The sequence below is a fragment of the Haliea sp. E17 genome, assembly GCF_048323675.1.
Classification (GTDB): domain Bacteria; phylum Pseudomonadota; class Gammaproteobacteria; order Pseudomonadales; family Halieaceae; genus Mangrovimicrobium.
The window spans coordinates 89321-108365 of sequence record NZ_JBLWFK010000001.1; the positions used below are offsets into that span (position 1 = coordinate 89321).

Here is a 19045-nt window from a genome sequence, read left to right on the forward strand (position 1 = left end):
GCTGGCTATGAGTGCAGTACAGTGCCGCGAGGTATCGCGAATCTTCCAGCAGGGCGAGACCCGGGTGCCCGGTCTCGACCGGGTCAGCGTGTCCATCGCGCCGGGGGAATTTGTCTGCCTGTCCGGGCCCTCGGGCTCGGGCAAGACCACCCTGCTCAATGTGATCGGCGCACTGGATACGCCGGACAGCGGCGAGGTCTGCGTGGCCGGCGAGCAGCTGGGCCGGCTGTCGAAAGCGCAACTGGCGGAACTGCGCCTGCGGCGGATCGGCTTCGTCTTCCAGGCCTACAACCTGATCCCGGTGCTCACCGCCCGGGAAAACGTGGAGTTCGTGATGCAGGTGCAGGGCGTGGCGGCGGCACAGCGCCACGCGATCGCCGACGAAGTCCTTCACGCGGTGGGCCTGCAGGGACTGGAGGAGCGGCGTCCCGCGCAACTCTCCGGTGGCCAGCAGCAGCGCGTGGCGGTGGCCAGGGCAATCGCCAGCAAGCCGGCCCTGGTGCTGGCGGACGAGCCCACCGCCAATCTCGACAGCCACAGCGCCGCCCGGCTGATGGACCTGTTCGAACAGCTCAACAGCGAACGCGGGGTGACCTTTGTGATCGCCACCCACGACACCCGGGTAATGGGCTACGCGCGGCGCCTGCTGCACCTGCGCGACGGGCAGGTGATCTCCGACCAGCCCCAGGAGCCGCGGCGCATGGCGGTGGAGTGATGCGCCGGATCGGCCTGCTCGGCCTGCTGCTGTCCTGTGGCGCCGCGGCGGGGGTACCCTTGCTGGACGGCGGCCATCTCAAGGGGCGTGCCCAGCTGGCGCAGTATCCCGATGACAGCCTGTTTCGCCAGCAACTGGGCGAATACGACGCCGGTGCAGCGGGGGTGGCCCGCCTGCGCTTTACCGGCGCCCGCGGCGGCTTCAGCTTCAATGCCGATTACCAGTTGATCGCCCAGTACGCGGAGCCGTTGGCGCTGCCTGTGAGCGGCGGGAGTTTCTACGACAGTGCCCGTGCCCCCGACGACCAGCGGCGCTGGTGGGACCTCACCGACGTGATCGAGCGCGACGAGGACTTCCTGCTGGAACAGCGCCTGGATCGCCTCAACCTTACCTGGACCTCGGACAAGGCTGTCGTGCGCTTTGGTCGCCAGGCGGTGAGCTGGGGCAACGGGCTGATCTACACGCCGATGGACTTCCTCAATCCCTTCGACCCGGCCGCCGTGGATACCGAATACAAAGCGGGTGACGACATGCTCTACGCCCAGTACTTGCTGGATTCCGGGGACGACCTGCAGTTCGTCAACGTGCAGCGCAGGGACGCGCAGGGCGATGTCAGCCAGGCGGTGAGTTCCACCGCCCTCAAGTTCCACGGTTTTGCCGCCACCCGCGAATACGACCTGCTGCTGGCGCAGCACTACGACGAGGCGGTCATCGGCGCCGGTGGCCTGTTGGATGTCGGCGAGGCGGTAGTGCGGGGCGACCTGGTGCTGAGCGACAGCGACGAGGGCTGGAAAGCCTCCCTGGTGCTGGACTGGACCTGGTCCTGGGCATGGCGCGGGCGCAATTTCAGTGCGGTGGCGGAGTACTTTTTCAACGGCTTCGGCCTGCGCGAGTCGGACTATGACCTCGCCGCGCTGGAGACTGACGATGAGCTGGCGAGGCGGCTGGCGCGCGGCGAGCTGTTCACCATCGGCCGGCACTATGCCGCCGGTTCACTGTTGCTGGAGTGGACCCCGCTGCTCAACCTCACCGGCAACCTGTTCTACAACCTCGGCGACGGCTCGGCGCTGGCGCAGGGTGTCGCCCAGTGGGATTTGGCGCAGAACTGGCAATTGCTGGGCGCGCTCAACCTGCCGCTGGGTCCCGAGGGCACGGAATACGGGGGACTGGAGACCGCTTACGAGGGACTTACCCTGGGTACAGGTCCCTCGCTGTTCCTGCAGCTGGCCTGGTATTTCTGACGCCGGCCGCGCCGCTGCTCAGGCTGCGGCGAGCCCGAGTTCGGCCTTCGCCCGGCTGAGGTAGGCCTGGAGGTTTGCCAGCGCCGGGTCGGGCTGCGCCTCGATCCAGCCGGAAAAACTCTCGCAGGCCACCATGTCGATATCGGCGAAGGTCAGCGAATCCCCGACCAGCCACTCGCGGTCGGCCAGCACCGCGTCCATGGCTTTCCACATTTCACCGAGCCGGAAGCGGCCGCGTTCGGCGAGGGCGGGAATCTGCTCGATGGGCACCGGTCCGGGCAGGGCGCGGTTGGCGAATACCGGGTTGGCATTGCGGAAGGTTTCGGCGATGGCGCCTAGCAGGTCGAGGTACAGCCGGTGATCCCAACTGATCACCTGGGCCCGCTCCAGCGCCGTTGTGCCCATCAGGGGCTTTTGCGGGAAGGTCTCCTCGAGGAAGGCGCAGATGCCGATGACCTCGGTGAGGATGACACCGTCTTCCAATACCAGTGCCGGCACGGTCATTGCGGGCACGATGGCGCGGTACTCGTCGCGCAGGTGCTCCGCTTTCATCAGGTTGACCTGGGTGGTGTCGAGGGAAACGCCCTTGTATTTCAGGAACAGGTCCAGGCGCATGGGATTGGGGGCGGGCTCGAAGGTATACAGTTTCATCGCTGGTGGCTCTCCTGAAGGCTGACCTGCAATACTAGCCGATTCGTACACCAGTGCCAGCGCGGCAGCCGGTGCTCGCGTAAACGGCGGATTTGCCGGGTTTGGCGCCAAGTTCCAGCCGGCCCTTTTTCCCTCGCCGGATTAGTGGCTATAATGCGCGCCAAACTTGCAAAAGGATCTTTCGCGATGACCCGTATTGCTATCACCCTCGGCGCACTGCTCGTGGCCTTTGCCGCCAGTGCAGTCGAGCTGTCCGATGCCCAGCGCGCCGATATCGAAGAGCGCATCAAACCGGTAGGCGAAGTTTGCATGCAGGGCGATTCCAGCTGTGGCGGCGCCGCTGCCGCGGCGGCCAGTGGTCCGCGTTCCGGCAAGGATGTCTTCGACAGCGCCTGCATGGCCTGCCACTCCACCGGCGCCGGCGGCGCACCCAAAATGGGTGACGTGGCAGCCTGGGTAGATCGCATCGCCAAGGGCATGGATACCCTGCACCAGCACGGCCTCCAGGGCGTGCCCGGTACCGGTATGATCGCCAAGGGCGGTTGCATGAGCTGTTCCGACGAAGAGGTGATGGCTGCCGTCGACTACATGGTGGAGAACAGCCAGTAATCCACCGGGCCCGCCCGTTCTGTCCCCCAAGCCGCGGCCTGTCGCGGCTTTTTTGTTTCTGCCCCCGCCCGGGGGCCTGCTGCTACACTCTGTAACCGGAAACTCAGGAGTACCCCGTCATGCTGCGGATTTGCCTCGCCGCCCCGCTGGCTTTATTGCTGTTGGCCTGCTCCGAAGATGCGCCACCGCCGATGCTGCCGGAGGTTTTCGTCGCCCCGGTTGTCGAGGAGCCCTACCAGCCCCGCCGTGAATACGTGGGACGCCTGCGCGCCCAGGACGATGTCGCCATCCAGGCCCGGGTTTCCGGCTACGTGCAGAGCCGCGACTTTACCGAGGGGCAGATTGTCCACGAGGGGGATGTGCTCTATACCCTGGATTCTTCCGAGTACGACGCCGCCCTCGCCCGGGCCCGGGCAGAGCTGGCTGCGGCGGAAGCGGCGAAAACCAACGCCGACCGCAACCAGGCGCGCGGGCTGGAACTGCTGCCCAAAGGCGCCATCTCCCAGTCGGAAATGGACAGCCTGACCGCGGCCAAGCTGGACGCCGATGCCCGGCTCAAGTCCGCCCAGGCCCAGGTCACCAGCGCCGAGGTGAATCTCGGCTTTACCACCATCCGCGCGCCGATCACCGGCCGCACCGGCCGCAGCGTGGTCAGTGTCGGCGACCTGGTGGGGCCGACCACCGGCGACCTTACCAGCCTGGTGAGCATCGACCCGATCCACGCGGTGTTCACGGTGAGCGAGGCGACCTACGTCAAGGCCCTCGCCCAGGACCTGCAGCAGGATATCCCCAGCGACGCCCTGAGCCAGCAGGAGGTGACCCTGGAGCTCGGCAACGGGCTGCTGTACCCGGAAGTGGGGCGCATCGACTACCGTTCCAATCGCGTCGACCCGGAAACCGGCACCCTGGAGGCGCGGGCGCTGATTCCCAATCCCCACGCGCTGCTGGTGCCGGGGCAGTACGTGCGGGTGATCCTGCGCAAACCCGACCTGGTCGATGGCCTGTTTGTGCCGCAGGCGGCGGTGCAGGCGGACCAACTCGGCAGTTTTGTCCTCGCGGTGAACGCGCAGGACACCGTGGAGCGGCGCAACGTGCAGCTTGGCATGCGCATGGATGACCTGGTCGCGGTGACCGGCGACATCAGGGAGGGTGAACGGGTTATCGTCCGCGGCCTGCAGCAGGTGCGCGCGGGGATGCCGGTGCAGGTCCACCTGCTCGAAGCGCCCGCCGAGGAATGAGGTCCCTTTTCCAATGAATGCCAGTTTCTTTATCCACCGCCCCAAGTTCGCCATGGTGGTGGCGATCGTCCTCAGCCTGGCCGGCCTGCTGGCGATGAAAGGCCTGCCGATCAACGAATACCCCGCGATTTCCCCGGTGAGCATCGTGGTCTCCGCGCACTACGCCGGCGCTTCGGCGGAAGTCGTCGAGGCCACCGTCGGCCAGCCGATCGAGGATGCGGTCAACGGCGTGGAAGACATGATCTACATGAGTTCCAAGAGCGCCAACGACGGCAGCTACAGCCTGACGGTGACCTTCAAGGTCGGTGCGGACCCGGATATGGCCCTGGTGCGGGTGCAGAACCGGGTCAAGCGCGCCGAGCCCTCGCTGCCCTCGGAGGTCACCGCGGTTGGCCTCACCGTGGTGGAGCGCTCGCCGGACATGCTGAAGATCATCAGTTTCCAGACCGCCGATGAATCGCTGGATTACAAGTTCATCTCCAACTACGTGAAGATCAACATCGCCGGTGCGCTGTCGCGAATCGACGGTGTTTCCTCGGTGTCGATCCTCGGCGCGGCGGATTACTCCATGCGCCTGTGGCTGGACCCGGACAAGATGGCCGCGCTGAAGTTGTCGGTGCAGGACATCGCGTCCGCGCTGCGCGAGCAGAACGTCCAGGTGGCGGCGGGCAAGATCGGCGCGCCGCCCTTCGAGGGCAGCCTGCAGACCGAGTACACCCTGCGCACCCAGGGGCGGCTGCAGGAAGAGGAGGAGTTCCGCAATATCGTCCTGCGCGCCCGTGCCGATGGCTCGGCGATCTACCTCAAGGACGTCGCCCGGGTCGAGTTGGGCCAGGCCAGCTACGACATTGTCGGTGAAACCGACGGCCGCCCGGCAGTCAACCTCGCCCTCTACCAGATGGCCAACGTCAACGCCCTCGAAGTGGGCGCGAAGGTCGACGAGGTGGTGGCCGCCCTGGCCCGGGACTTCCCCCAGGGCATGGAGTACAGCATCGGCTACGACACCACCCGCTATGTCTCCACCGCGGTCAACCAGGTGATCGAGGCGCTGTTCCAGGCGGTGGCGCTGGTGATTGCCGTCACCTTTATATTCCTCGGCAACTGGCGGGCGGCGCTGGTGCCGAGTATCGCCATACCGGTCTCCCTGATCTCCAGCTTCAGTGTGCTGATGCTGGCCGGCATGAGCATCAACACCATCACCCTGTTCGGCCTGATCCTCGCCATCGGTATCGTAGTGGACGACGCCATCCTGGTGGTGGAGAACTGCGACCGCCACATGCACGAGGACCCGACCATGTCCCCCGCGCGGGCCGCGGAAATCACCATGCGCGAAGTGGGCGGGGCGATTATCGCCACTACCCTGGTACTGCTGGCGGTGTTCGTGCCGGTGGCGCTGCTGCCCGGAATCACCGGGGTGATGTACCGCCAGTTTGCGGTGACCATCTGCGTCGCGGTGGTGTTTTCCTCCGTGGTGGCGCTGACCCTGAGCCCGGCGCTGTGCAGCCTGCTGTTGCGCGCCGGCGGCAAGAGCAAGGACGCCGCCTGGTACCAGCGCTTCAACAGTGGCTTCGGCGCCCTCACCAGCCGCTACGACGGCGCGGTGGGCGGGGTGCTGCGTCGGCTGCGCCTGGTGGTGCTGGTGTTTATCGCCTGGATGGGAGCGACCCTGTTCGGTTTCGCCACCACGCCCACCGGTTTTGTCCCCTCCGAGGACAAGGGCGTGATGTTCGTCAACGTGCAGCTGCCGGACGCCTCCTCCCTGACCCGGACCCGCTCCGCCATGGACAAGATGACCGCGATCCTGCGCGAGGACCCGGCGGTGGAATCGGTTACCGCGGTAACCGGGTTTTCCATCCTGTCCGGCGCCCACGCCAGCAATGCTGGCACCATGTTCGTGGTGCTGAAACCCTGGGACCAGCGCAAGCAGCCGGGGCTGAGCGTGTTCAGCCTGACCCAGCGGATCAATGTTGCCGCGCGCATGCAGGTGCCCGAGGCGTCGATATTCGCCATGGCGCCGCCCGCCATTCCCGGCGTCGGCGCCGTCGGCGGGCTGGAGATGATGCTGCAGGACACCCTGTCGCGTTCGCCCGCGGAAATGGCCGTGGCGCTCAACAACCTGGTTGTCGAGGCCAACCAGGACCCGGCGCTGACCGGGGTATTCAGTTCCTTCCGCGCCAACGTGCCGCAGTACTATATCGACGTGGACCGGGTGAAGGCGAAAAACCTCGGCGTGACCCTGACCGAGATTTTCGCCACCCTGCAGGCGCAGATGGGCTCCCTGTACATCAACGATTTCAACAAGTTCGGCCAGACCTACCAGGTGGTCATGCAGGCCGAATCCGCCTTCCGCTCCGACCTCGACGACCTCGACCGCTACTATGTGAAGTCCACCTCCGGCGAGATGGTCCCGCTGAGTGCGCTGGTGACGACCCGGCCTATCCTCGGACCCGACGTGCTGACCCGCTTCAACCTGTTCCGCGCGGCACCGGTGCAAATGACCGTCGCCCCCGGCCACAGCAGCGGCGAGGCCATGCAGGCTATGGAACGGGTCGCCGACCGGGTGCTGCCGCGGGGCTACGCCCACGAATGGACCGGCATGGCCTTCCAGGAGCGCGAGGCGGGCAATACCGCGGCCTACGCCTACCTGCTGGCGCTGGTCTTCGTCTACCTGTTCCTGGTGGCGCAGTACGAGAGCTGGTCCATTCCCTTCGCCATCATCCTGGTGGTGCCGATGGCGGTGGGCGGCGCCCTGCTGGCGCTGAACCTCGTCGGCGCGGCGCTCAACCTCTACGCGCAAATTGGCATCGTGCTGCTGATCAGCATGGCGGCGAAGAACGCGATTCTCATCGTCGAATTCGCCCGCCACCGGCGCGAGCAGGAGGGCGAGGGCATCCTCGAGGCCGCGCGCAACGCGGGCCGCCTGCGCTTCCGCGCGGTGAGCATGACCGCGCTGTCCTTCATCCTCGGCATCTTGCCGCTGGTGCTCGCCTCCGGCGCCGGCGCCTATGGCCAGCGCGCCCTCGGGGTGACGGTCTTCGGCGGCATGCTGGCGGCGCTGCTGGTGGGAACGCTGTTTATCCCGGGGTTCTACGCGATCATCCAGACCTGGCGGGAGCGGGTGAAAAGCCGGCTGGGGATGAAGGTGCCGGATTCGCCGCAGTAAGTTGACCTGGCGTTTGGCGGCTTGACGTTTGGCGGCCTGGCGGCCGCTGCGTGGCCTGTGGGTGGGAAGGCTCTTTTACTCCATTGCGGGCGCTTGCGGCGCGTTGGCCTTTGGGTGCCCGGAAGAGTCGCTTGGCTGCGAGGCTTTGAATGGGTCCTGGGATTACATGCTACATGGCTCCACGGTAGCTGGTGTGGTGGGCTGGCGCATCGCGGGGGTGAGGTGGTTCCGCTTGGGGATCGAGTTCGCACCGACGCCCTCCAAGTCCGTAAAAGAGCCTTCCCACCCACTGGCAACGCGGGAGTGAACCAGGGCATTAGCGCTCTGGTCTCGTTTCCGGTTTGCTGAATTGTGGATTCAGTCTCTGCACTTTACCATCGCCGATAAGCAAGTCAGACCGGGATTCCGTCAGCTGTCGTTTGGCACCCGGCGCCAATGCCGCGGCCGCAAGGCCGCCACCGACCGAGTAAAAACCAACTTCGCGGCCAGGTCAGCCGAACAGGTCCCGCAGCCCGGCCAGGGTTTCCTGTCCGCGCCGGGTGTTGTCCTCCGGGTCGTCGTCCTCGCGGCCCTGCCACTGCAGGTCCTCGGGCGGCAGTTCGTCGAGGAAGCGGCTCGGCTCGCAGGGGACGTTCTCGCCGAACTGGCGCCGCTTGCGGGCCATGGTCATGGTCAGGGTCTGGCGGGCGCGGGTGATGCCCACGTAGGCCAGGCGGCGCTCCTCCTCGACGTTGCCGTCGTCCACGCTGCTGCGGTGGGGCAGCAGGTTTTCTTCCATGCCGATGAGGAAGACGTGGGGGAATTCCAGACCCTTGGAGGCGTGGAGGGTCATCAGCTGTACGCTATCCGGGCCCTTGTCCTCCTCGTCCTGCTGCTCCAGCAGGTCGCGCAGTACCATGCGGGCGATGGCGTCCTCCAGCGGGACCTCGTCCTCGCCCATGACCCGCTGCAGGCCGTCGACGAGGAAGTCGACGTTGGCCATGCGCCGGTCGGCGACCTCGTCGCTGGAGGCCTGGGCGCGCAGCCAGTCGTGGTAGTCGATGTCCCGCAGCAGGCGGCGCACCGCGCTGATGCCGTCGCCGCCCTCCACGGCGCGGCGCAGGCCGTCGAGCCACTGGCGGAATTCCCGCAGGCGGTTCAGGCCGGCCTCGTTGATGCGCTCGGGGGTGATGCGGCCGATGGCTTCGAGCAGGCTGCAGTGGGCCTCGGTGGAGAACTCTCCGAGCGCTTCCAGGGTGGTGGTACCCAGTTTGCGCCGGGGCACGTTGGCGATACGCAGGAAGGCGTTGTCGTCGCCCTCGTTCAGCAGCAGGCGCAGGTAGGCCATGATGTCCTTGACCTCGTTGCGGGCGAAGAAGGAGGTGCCGCCGGAGAGGTGGTAGGGCACCTGCTGGCGTTGCAGTACCAGTTCCAGCAGCCGCGCCTGGTGGTTGCCGCGGTAGAGGATGGCGTAATCGCCGTAGCGGCCCGACTTGCGCAGCCGGTGGTCGAAGATTTCCGCCACCACCTGTTCCACCTCGTCCTGCTCGTCGGCGCACTGGATCATGCGCAGCTTTTCGCCGGGGCCGAGTTCGCTCCATAGCTGTTTGTCAAAGACGTGAGGGTTGTTGGCGATCAGCGTGTTGGCGGCGCGCAGGATGCGCCCGGTGGAGCGGTAGTTCTGCTCCAGCTTGACGATGCGCAGCCCCGGGAAGTCGGCCTGCAACTGGGCCAGGTTCTCCGGCCGCGCGCCGCGCCAGGCGTAGATCGACTGGTCGTCGTCGCCGACCACGGTGAGGCCGCCGCGCAGGCCCACCAGTTGCCGCACCAGCAGGTACTGGCTGGTGTTGGTGTCCTGGTACTCGTCCACCAGCAGGTAGTGGACCTGCTCCTGCCAGCGCTGCAGCACGTCCTCGCGCTCCTCGAAGAGCAGGGTGGGGAGCAGGATGAGGTCGTCGAAGTCCAGGGCGTTGTAGGCTTTCAACGCCCGCTGGTAGCGCAGGTAGGCCTGGGCGCAGAGCATGTCGGCGGGGCCGCTGGCCGCGGCCGCGGCCTCGTCCGGCAGCACGCGGTCGTTCTTCCACTGGGAGATGCGGTTGGCGATCTCCCCGGCCTTGTCGCCGTCGGAACCGTGTTCCTGGATCAGCAGGTCGCGAATCAGCGCCGCGCTGTCCTGGTTGTCGAAGATGGAGAACCCCGCCTTGAGTCCCAGTTCCTTGCGCTGGGAGCGGATGATCTTCAATCCCAGTTGGTGGAAGGTGCTGACGGTGAGGCCCTCGGCGTTGCCGGATCCCAGCAGTTTGCCCACCCGTTCCTTCATTTCCCGGGCAGCCTTGTTGGTGAAGGTGACAGCGGCGATGCGGCCGGAACTGATGCCGCACTGCTGCACCAGGTAGGCGATCTTGCGGGTGATCACGCTGGTCTTGCCGGAACCGGCGCCGGCCAGCACCAGCAGGGGGCCGTCGATGTAGCGCACGGCCTCGCGCTGTCGGGGATTTAACTCACTCACGGGGATACGTCAGGTGATGGAACAACAGCCGGGCAGTGTAGCGGAAAACGGGGCCCGGCGTCGCCGCAGGGGAGAAAAAAGTGGGGCCGCGGCGGGGGAGGTTCCCGGCTGTCCCGCACAGTCGGTCCGGTCCGGTCCGGTCGCTGTCGGCCGGAGCGCTCATCCGCGCAGGCCCAAACGGGGGAGTGGAATGCCCCGGTGGTTGACGGGGCAGGGTAGAAACAGGATGATCGGTAGCCCCCCGAGGTAGTCATCAACGTTCCGCAGAGGTTTCACCATGAGCAGTGAGCAGAGCCTGTCCGACAATCAGGAAGTCGCCCCCGCAGCCACCACGCGTCCCCTGGCACGTATACTGGGCTCGGTGATGGATGTGGGCCGGGTCATTCTCAACCGGCGTGGACTGATCAGCTCCCCCGGCATTGCTCCCGAAAAGGCCCTGCTGGAAGAGTGCCGCGAACTGCTCCACCACCGCGGTGAAGCGTCCGGGCTGGCGCTGGCGTTGGATATCCTCAACAAGTACCAGAAGGCGGGGGAGGAAGACCGCCTGGCGTTTTTCCGTGCGCTTGCCAAGGACTACGAACCGGACGCCCTGGAACTCCGCGAGGCCGCCAAGGCCTATGCCGGCGATCCCTCGCGCAAGCATTTCCAGAATCTCAGCAAGGCCATGGAGTCGCCGCGGCAGAAGCTGTTCCGCCGCCTCAACATGGCGCCGGGCGGCACCGGCATCCTGGTGAAGATGCGTGAGCAGATGCTCGACCTGGAAAACGATCACCCGGAACTCAAGCCTGTCTCCCACGACCTGCGCCAGCTGTTTGTCTCCTGGTTCAACAAGGGATTCCTGGAACTGCGCCATATCGACTGGAGTGCGCCGGCCCTGGAACTGGAGAAAATCATCGCCTACGAGGCGGTGCACGAGATCAACGGCTGGGACGACCTGCGCAGCCGCCTGCGCGATGACCGTCGCTGCTTTGCGTTCTTCCACCCGGCCATGGAACACGACCCCCTGGTTTTCGTGGAAGTGGCGCTCACCGATCAGGTGCCCGGGGCCATCGCGCCGCTGCTGGACCAGAACCGCGACATGCTCCCCAGCAACAAGGCCAACACGGTCGTCTTCTACTCCATCAGCAACTGCCACCGCGGCCTGGCCGGGGTTTCCTTCGGCAACTTCCTGATCAAGAGCGTGGTCGGCGAGCTGAAACAGGAAATGCCCTGGCTCAAGCAGTTCGTCACGCTGTCGCCCATTCCCGGATTCCGCCGCTGGCTGCAGAAAGCGGACATCAGCGAACTGGTCTCCGGGAACATGGAAGAAAAGGTGCGGGCCCCGATCGGCCGGGTTGTCGAATCCGAAATCAAGGAGGCGCTGATGAAACTCTGCGCCCACTACCTGGTAGAGGAAAAGGCCGGCACCCTGGCGAAGGACCCGGTGGCGCGTTTCCACCTCGGCAACGGCGCCCGCCTGCACCGGTTGCACTGGGGCGCGGACCTTACCAGCAAGGGCCGCGACCAGTCCGCGGGCATGATGGTCAACTACCTCTACGATCTCGACAGGATCGAAGAGAACCACGAAGCCTACTTCGACCAGGGTACGATTTCAGTCTCCAGGACGATTACCAGCCTGCTGAACTGATCTTTCCCCCCGGTGATTGTGCAGAACGGGCGCGCGACGTCTATGCTTTTGCTTCTGCTCGATTTCGGGAAGTTGCATGGCCCTGTCGCACGCCATCATGACGGCGCTACTGGACGCGGATTTATCCGGGTCCGAACTGTCGCGTGATTTCGAAACCTCGCTCGGCCTGTTCTGGCAGGCCACCCACCAGCAGATTTACCAGGAACTGCACAAACTCGCCGACAAGGGCTGGCTGAACCGTCGCGAGGTGCAGCAGTCCGGGCGGCCGAACAAGATTCTCTACGGACTGACCAAGGCGGGACGGGATGCCCTGGCGCAGTGGGTGCTCGGGGGAACCCGGGTGCAGGCGGCCAAGGACGAGTTGATGTTGAAGCTCTACAATCTCGATAAGAGTAACGCGGAGCATATCGCCGGCCAGATCGGCGAGCGGCGCGCCGATATGATGCGCCGCCTCTATCTCTACGAAAAAATCCGCCGAACCCATTACGACCAGCCAGCCGCGCTGCCGACCCGCCACAAGGGCGTCTATCTTGCGCTGTCGGCGGGGATCCGCCAGGGGGAGCAGTTCCTGGCCTGGTGTGACGAGGCGCTGGCTCTGCTGGCGACGGTTGAAGGCGTCTGACCTTCACTACCGCTTGAATAACAGTCGGGGGTTGCGGTGTCACATTTTTTTACAACCCTGTTTTTTTCCAATTGATGGTACAGGGCGGGCTATATGTAATATCGACTCACGTATAATCCAGTACTCAAATACGTGGTTGATGGGTTGCGTCCTCTTGGTTCGACCCTGAAAATTCGCAAGAAAAATTCAAGCTGGGGTGCAGATATGCGAGTGGTAATGATTGGGGCCGGTTACGTCGGCCTGGTATCCGGAGCCTGTTTTTCGGAGTTCGGTGCAAACGTCGTATGTGTCGACCTCAATCAGGAGCGGATTGCCGCGCTGGAAGCCGGCAAAATCCCAATCTACGAACCGGGCCTGACGACCCTGGTGACACGCAACCGGGAATCCGGTCGCTTGAAATTCACCACCGACCTGGCTTCCGCTGTCGGTGAAGCCGACCTGATCTTTATCGCAGTCGGTACCCCGACCCGTCGCGGCGACGGCCACGCCGACCTGGGCTATGTCTATGCGGCGGCCAAGGATATCGCTGCGCACCTGAGCGGCTATACGGTGATCGTCGACAAATCGACGGTACCGGTGGGAACTGCGGCACAGGTAAAGCGCATCATCGCCGAGAACAATCCGGAAGCGGATTTTGACGTCGCCTCCAACCCGGAATTCCTGCGTGAAGGTGCGGCCATCGGAGATTTCATGCGCCCGGACCGGGTGGTGCTCGGCGTGGAAAGCGAGCGGGCCGAACGCCTGTTGCGAGAGCTGTACCGGCCCCTGAACCTGATTGAAGCGCCGATCATGGTTACCGACCTGGAAAGCGCGGAATTGATCAAGTACGCGGCAAACGCCTTTCTTGCCACGAAAATCAGCTTTATCAACGAAATATCCCAGTTGTGTGAAGCGGTGGGCGCCGACGTGCACGCTGTGGCCAAGGGGATGGGGCTGGACGGACGGATAGGCAAGAAATTCCTGCATGCCGGGCCTGGATACGGCGGATCCTGCTTTCCAAAGGATACCCTTGCCCTGGTGCGGACCGCGCAGGAATACGGGGTTTCTTCGCGTATTGTGGAAGCCGTAGTCGAGGTAAACGCCGCACAGAAAGCGCGGATGGTAAAAAAGATTCGCCATGCCCTCGGTGGCAGCGAGGCGGGCAAGCGCATTGCGGTTCTGGGTCTCACCTTCAAGCCGGAAACCGACGACATGCGCGATGCCCCTTCGTTATCCATTCTGCCGCCACTGGTCGACAAGGGAGCGCACATCGTCGCCCACGATCCCCAGGGCATGCACGAAGCGAAACCGCTGCTGCCCGAATCCGTGGAGTATGCCAGTGATATCTACGCCGCCATCAAGGATGCCGACGCGCTGGTGCTGATGACCGAATGGAACGCCTATCGCGGGCTCAGCCTCTCCCGGGTTCGCAGTATGATGCGCGGCAACGCATTTATCGACCTGCGCAATGTGTATGAACCGGAAAGCATGAAAGCAGCCGGCTTCAATTACACCTGCGTCGGTCGCTGAGTCGAACCGCGCTCGATCATCACGTGCGCTTTCGGTTGCGCAATTTAGCTGCGCCCAGTCCGGTAATCGCGGAAAACATGAGCCAACCCGCCGCGGGAAGCGGCACAGGTGATGGCGCAAACTGCTCATATGCGACATACGCCATGTTGCCCGGGCAGGGTGCAGACTGGAAACGTACTGCGTAGTCACCTAGGTCCAGTACGCTCAGTGCATTGCTCAACTGGATCGTAAATGAAAACTGGAGAGGGTTGTCCGTATTCCATACCCCGGTACCGCCGCCGCCGGCGCAGTTGGCCCCGCCGGAATTCTTGAAGCAGATATCCACGGAGTCGCCTTTTGGCATTGCTCCGGCAGATACCCGATCAAATCCGCCACTGGCGCTACTACCGGTCAGGTCGACGAGTCCGGAAGTATTGAATCCGGCGATAGAAATTCTCGAAGATACGCTTGAAGTATTTTCCAGGGTCCCGCTGAAAACCCAGGTGGTACCCGCGTTTTCAATTGCGGTAAGCGTATAGACGGATTGGGCGCTGAGGCCGGGTGCATTGCCGGTGTAAAGAACCGAGACAGAATCGCCGACCGTGGAAAAGCCTGCCGAATGGGCAGCTACAGACACGCTGAGGCCTGTAGCCAGAATGATTTGCCTGTATAGGGGGGAACGCATTGCTACTACTCCTTTTTTTTAAGTGATCATATCCATGGGGGCACCGTAATGGCGCAAGTATTTTGCATCAGAACCACTCTTGCGCCCGACAAAACTGTGACCGGTGTCACATAAAGTCTAGTCTATAGCCTCGATTTACGGTGTATCCTCTGTTGACGCAGCCAGGAATTTGTGTCAGAAATTTTTACACTGCGAGGGCTGCGCTGGACCGGTTTGGGGTGCTGGTCTTCGGAAGCTGCGGGAAATTCGGGGTTTGGCCATTTCCGGCGTACTTTTTGCTTTAACATTTCTGTCGTAAAGCGCTACGTCGTTTCTCAGCCAGAATAAAAGCGTCAGACGAAAGGAAATTCAGGTTTCATGGATGCAGTTCTGATCATACTTTTACTGATGGGTGTGTGCTCGATCACCCTGGCGCTCTACATTCTGGCTGACGCAAAACGCACTTTTTCCCGCGGTAATATGAGAATTGATCCGCGCCTTGAAGGTAAGGGGGCAGGTTCCGTACGCTACATGGAGCGCAGTAATAGGGACCGTCGCAGTGGCCAGCAGGTCAGCTTTCCACTGCGAATTGATGGGATGATAATTTTCGAGGACCGGCGTAAACTCGGGGATCGGCGAAAGACCGTGGTCGCTTGAACGCACTTTGATATGTCGTTGCCGGTACGCCGGATGGTTTGATGACGCTAGCGTGATCCAATAAGAATTTTCACGCAGCCGAGGTATCCTCTCATCGATATTCTCATGCTCAGTTATGGCTCTGCATGGCTGGCTTATTCCGTTCTCGGACTCGGCCTGACCCTGCGCTGGCGCAATCGCGCCCTCAGCCTGTCCGCGCTGGTCTGTGTAGCCCTTACTGCAATCTGGGGGGCAGTCGTCGCCATTGGCTCCCAGTTTGAGTACCCCCCGGTCAAACTGATCGAAATCGCTGAAGCCGCACGCAACGGCGCGTGGATGTTCCTGTTATATAACCTTTATAGTCAGATGCTGGATGGCAAGGGGCGGTTTTTTGGCAACCGACAATGGCTGCCTTGGTTTTTCGCGGGTATTTGCCTGCTTCTCGTACACCTGTTCACTTCCGGTTGGTTACTGGAGCGGCTGGGTCTTCCCGCGGAACTGGAACGCACCTTTACGTTTCTGATGTGGCTGGGATTTACCCTCGGATCGCTGGTATTACTTGAGCAGGTGTTTCGACTGAGTTCACTGACGGAGCGGTGGCGCCTCAAGTACCTCTTTCTCGGCCTCGGTTCAATTTTCGTCTTCGACTTCCTGATGTATACCGAGGGGCTGATCCTGAGGCAGGTCAATCCGCTGCTGTGGGAGGCGCGCGGTTTTATTGTCGCTTTTACCGCACCCCTGTTGGGAATATCGATTCTACGCAGCCAGAAGCGCAGCCCGGAAGCCCAGGTGTCGCGCAATGTCGTATTTCATACGGTTACCCTGCTGTTAGCCGGGGTTTATCTGATATTCATTTCCTGCGTCGCCTTTGCCATCAATGTCTACGGCGGTACCTGGGGTGGTGTACTGCAAATTACCTTCCTGTCCGTTGCGGGAATTTTCTTTCTTACGGTTGTGCTTTCCTCCAGGGCGAGAGATGTACTGCGTGTCTGGATGAGCAAGCATTTCTTCAGTTATCGCTACGATTACCGGCGCGAATGGCTGGATTTCACCCAGACGCTTGCAGAAAGTGCCAACGCGACTCCGACGGCCATTACCCAGGCGATGACTAAATTGTGTGGCAGTCCTTCCGCGCTGTTATGGATGCGTGCGGACAACGGCGAGTTCAGCCTGATTGAAAACTGGCAGATGGAAGAGCCCGGTGATGTTGGAGATTTTCGACCGATGGTCGAATGGCTTGAGCGAACTGCCTGGATCATCGATTTCAATGAACGGCAATATCATCCCGAGGTGTATACGGATTTGAAACTGCCGGAAGGGTTGGAGAACTTTCAGAGGGTCTGGCTGATTGTTCCACTGATGTTTACCAACCGCCTGCAGGGTATCCTGCTAATGACCCGGCCGGACGTCTTGCCGCAAATGAACTGGGAGGACCGCGACCTGTTGAAGGTGGCGGGGCGCGCGGCTGCGACACACCTGGCTCGCTTCCAGGCCCATGCATCGCTGGTGGAATTGAGGCAGTTTGAAGCTTTTAACCGTCTGTCCGCTTACGTGGTACATGACCTGAAGAATATTCTTGCCCAGCAGTCCTTGATACTGTCCAACGCTTCCCGGCACCGGGAAAAGCCGGAATTTATTGACGACGTGTTTGAAACCATCGACAACTCCGTCCAGCGAATGACCCGTTTGATGGCCCAGATGCGCAGTGGATTGCGCGGATCGAGGAGGGAAACCGTCGAATTGGTACCCCTGCTGGAGCGCGTGATCAGCAATAAGAGCAATACCATGCCGGTTCCACGAATGGTTCGCGCGCGCCGTGAATATTTGGTGGAGGCAGACGCAGAGCAGTTAACTACAGTATTCGGGCATATTATCCAGAATGCCCAGGATGCGACTTCACCGGGTGGTACGGTGACCGTCAGTCTGCAGGAGGAGCAGGACCGGGTGAAAGTGCTGATCAAGGATAGCGGTGTCGGTATGGATGAAAACTTTATTAAAAACCGCCTTTTCACACCTTTTGATACTACCAAGGGTTTGACGGGAATGGGTATTGGAGTCGTAGAGAGCCGGGATTATATCCGCGGGCTTGGTGGAGAAGTCCAGGTAATGAGCAAACCCGGTGTGGGCAGTTGCTTTACTGTGGTGCTACCATGTGCCTCCCATTTACACCTGAACAAGAATAAAGCAGTAAGCGAGGAAGCCGTCGTTGGAAAATAATAACAGGAAACTGCTTGTGGTCGAGGACGACCGCGGTCTGCAAAATCAGTTGCGTTGGGCATTCGAGGACTATGAAGTTCTGCTGGCGGGTAACCGCTCAGAGGGCATGGCGTTCCTGCGACGGGACCAGCCTGGCGTAGTGCTCCTGGATCTCGGCTTGCCCCCTGACCCCGGTGGTGTAACCGAGGGAATGGCAACGCTGAAGGAAATTCTCACCCTGGCGCCGGAAACCAGGATCATAGTTATCACTGGCGATAACGATCGGAGCAATGCAGTAGAAGCAGTCACTGTTGGGGCCTACGATTTCTATCAAAAGCCGGTTGATGCGAGTGTGTTAAGTCTGATTGTCGAGCGCGCTTACCGGGTGCACGAATTGGAGGCAGAGAACAAGCGCCTCCAGCGCAACCAGCGCGATTCGCCCCTGGAAGGTGTCATTGCCAGCAGTTCACAAATGCTTGAAGCCTGCCGGCTGGTCGAACGTGTGGCTCCGACCAACGCCACCGTCCTATTATTGGGCGCCAGTGGCACAGGTAAAGAGCGCTTTGCCCAGGCAATTCACACCCTCAGTCCGCGTAGTGATAAGAAAATTGTCGCTATCAACTGTGCCGCAATTCCGGAAAATCTCCTTGAATCGGAACTGTTTGGCCATGAAAAAGGCGCTTTTACGGGAGCTACCTCCCAGCATATCGGCAAGATTGAGCGCGCAGATGGTGGAACACTGTTCCTGGACGAGATCGGTGACCTCCCCCAGGAATTGCAGGCAAAGTTGCTGCGTTTTCTTCAGGAAAGGGTGATCGAACGCGTTGGTGGACGGCAGGAGATTGCAGTAGATACGAGAATTATCTGTGCCACCCACCAGAACATCCAGCAAATGATCGAAACTGGCCAGTTCCGTGAGGATCTTTATTATCGAATTAGCGAGATTACGGTAAAAATTCCGCCGCTGAGAGAGCGGGAGGGTGACGCCGTGTTGCTTGCGAAGGCCTTTGTCGACCGGTTCAGCGAGGAAATAGGCGGCCCCCACAGAATTCTCAGCAAGGATGCGATATCGGCTATCGAAGTCTATGCCTGGCCAGGTAACGTCCGTGAACTGGAAAGCAAGGTGAAGCGGGCGATGATTCTCGCCGACGGCGGACAGATCACTGCTTCTGATCTCGAGCTTGCCGACGTGGAGGGAGATCCGTTACCCATAAACCTGCGCCATGTTCGCGAAGATGCGGAACGCAAGGTGGTGCGCAGGGCTCTGGTGCAGTGTGATTTCAATATCAGTGATACAGCCCAGGTGCTTGGCGTGACGCGGCCGACGCTGTATAAGCTGCTGGAAAAATATAACCTCAAGAAGTGAATACCCAGTTAATAAAATTTATAACAATACTTGGGGGTTTCTTCCGCTTTAGGCTCGATGAACATCGAAAAAAATTTCCTCATGGTGTAAAAAAAACGGACACCAGTTCCTCAGAAGGTAAATCCAAAGATACGGAAATCCCGAAAATTGCTGGGATTTCCGGCCTTTCTTCTTCATTTTAAATACCAGAATTCTCCTTTAATGATGTAAAGAAAACGAACATGAGTTCGTTGGAAGAAAAATTACGCTTTTCAAAAAATCCTGTAAATACAGATATTTCCGCCCATTTCCGCGATAGTTAAATCGAATATTTCCCGTGATGGTGTAAAGAAAACGAACAT

Annotated in this window: 14 protein-coding genes; 11 read left to right on the top strand and 3 right to left on the bottom strand. The window is 61.6% G+C overall.

Translation table 11 applies throughout. From position 1 onward, the window contains the following. Nucleotides 1–7 precede the first annotated feature (7 nt). The gene (locus ACNKU3_RS00375) at nucleotides 8–715 is read left to right on the top strand and encodes an ABC transporter ATP-binding protein (protein ID WP_418257415.1); all 708 of its coding nucleotides are present in this window, start codon (nucleotides 8–10) and stop codon (nucleotides 713–715) included. After that, nucleotides 715–1956 (top strand): hypothetical protein, encoded by a 1242-nt coding sequence (locus ACNKU3_RS00380; RefSeq protein ID WP_418257416.1) that lies wholly within the window; start codon nucleotides 715–717, stop codon nucleotides 1954–1956. The genes ACNKU3_RS00375 and ACNKU3_RS00380 overlap by 1 nt, the downstream gene beginning before the upstream one ends. Before the next feature lie 18 nt (nucleotides 1957–1974). Here ACNKU3_RS00380 and ACNKU3_RS00385 read toward each other — a convergent pair whose 3' ends face one another. Continuing rightward, nucleotides 1975–2607: a glutathione S-transferase family protein gene (locus ACNKU3_RS00385; protein ID WP_418257417.1), complete on the bottom strand. Its 633-nt coding sequence runs from the start codon at nucleotides 2605–2607 to the stop codon at nucleotides 1975–1977. 186 nt (nucleotides 2608–2793) lie between these two features. Between ACNKU3_RS00385 and ACNKU3_RS00390 the strand changes: the two genes are divergently transcribed. From ACNKU3_RS00390 to ACNKU3_RS00400, 3 genes are all read left to right on the top strand, one after another. After that, nucleotides 2794–3216 carry a c-type cytochrome gene (locus tag ACNKU3_RS00390; protein ID WP_418257418.1) on the top strand — a complete coding sequence of 141 codons (423 nt, stop codon included), beginning with the start codon at nucleotides 2794–2796 and terminating at the stop codon, nucleotides 3214–3216. A gap of 119 nt (nucleotides 3217–3335) precedes the next feature. Next, nucleotides 3336–4454: an efflux RND transporter periplasmic adaptor subunit gene (locus tag ACNKU3_RS00395; protein WP_418257419.1), complete on the top strand. Its 1119-nt coding sequence runs from the start codon at nucleotides 3336–3338 to the stop codon at nucleotides 4452–4454. A 13-nt stretch (nucleotides 4455–4467) separates the two neighbouring features. Next, complete coding sequence (locus tag ACNKU3_RS00400; protein ID WP_418257420.1) at nucleotides 4468–7617, top strand: efflux RND transporter permease subunit; 3150 nt, start codon at nucleotides 4468–4470, stop codon at nucleotides 7615–7617. A gap of 490 nt (nucleotides 7618–8107) precedes the next feature. Here ACNKU3_RS00400 and rep read toward each other — a convergent pair whose 3' ends face one another. Then, nucleotides 8108–10105: a DNA helicase Rep gene (gene rep, locus ACNKU3_RS00405; protein ID WP_418257421.1), complete on the bottom strand. Its 1998-nt coding sequence runs from the start codon at nucleotides 10103–10105 to the stop codon at nucleotides 8108–8110. 277 nt (nucleotides 10106–10382) lie between these two features. Between rep and ACNKU3_RS00410 the strand changes: the two genes are divergently transcribed. The 3 genes from ACNKU3_RS00410 (at nucleotide 10383) to ACNKU3_RS00420 (ending at nucleotide 13863) form a co-directional block, all read left to right on the top strand. After that, complete coding sequence (locus ACNKU3_RS00410) at nucleotides 10383–11732, top strand: malonyl-CoA decarboxylase (protein WP_418257422.1); 1350 nt, start codon at nucleotides 10383–10385, stop codon at nucleotides 11730–11732. 76 nt (nucleotides 11733–11808) lie between these two features. After that, nucleotides 11809–12354 carry a PadR family transcriptional regulator gene (locus tag ACNKU3_RS00415; protein ID WP_418257423.1) on the top strand — a complete coding sequence of 182 codons (546 nt, stop codon included), beginning with the start codon at nucleotides 11809–11811 and terminating at the stop codon, nucleotides 12352–12354. A 216-nt stretch (nucleotides 12355–12570) separates the two neighbouring features. Then, complete coding sequence (locus tag ACNKU3_RS00420) at nucleotides 12571–13863, top strand: UDP-glucose dehydrogenase family protein (protein WP_418257950.1); 1293 nt, start codon at nucleotides 12571–12573, stop codon at nucleotides 13861–13863. Nucleotides 13864–13882: 19 nt separating this feature from the next. On the opposite strand, the gene ACNKU3_RS00425 is transcribed toward ACNKU3_RS00420, so the two are convergent. Then, on the bottom strand, nucleotides 13883–14527 hold the full coding sequence (locus tag ACNKU3_RS00425) for a cistern family PEP-CTERM protein (RefSeq protein WP_418257424.1): 645 nt from the start codon (nucleotides 14525–14527) through the stop codon (nucleotides 13883–13885). Between the two features lie 357 nt (nucleotides 14528–14884). On the opposite strand from ACNKU3_RS00425, the gene ACNKU3_RS00430 reads away from it, so the two are divergent. The 3 genes from ACNKU3_RS00430 to prsR all read left to right on the top strand — a co-directional run bounded on the left by ACNKU3_RS00430 (nucleotide 14885) and on the right by prsR (nucleotide 18704). After that, entirely contained in the window at nucleotides 14885–15163 is a 279-nt protein-coding gene (locus ACNKU3_RS00430; RefSeq protein WP_418257425.1) for a hypothetical protein, read from the top strand. Nucleotides 15164–15268: 105 nt separating this feature from the next. After that, the gene (gene prsK / locus ACNKU3_RS00435) at nucleotides 15269–17359 is read left to right on the top strand and encodes an XrtA/PEP-CTERM system histidine kinase PrsK (protein WP_418257426.1); all 2091 of its coding nucleotides are present in this window, start codon (nucleotides 15269–15271) and stop codon (nucleotides 17357–17359) included. Beyond that, nucleotides 17349–18704, top strand: a complete 1356-nt coding sequence (gene prsR / locus ACNKU3_RS00440; protein ID WP_418257427.1) for a PEP-CTERM-box response regulator transcription factor — start codon at nucleotides 17349–17351, stop codon at nucleotides 18702–18704. The genes prsK and prsR overlap by 11 nt, the downstream gene beginning before the upstream one ends. Nucleotides 18705–19045: the final 341 nt, after the last annotated feature.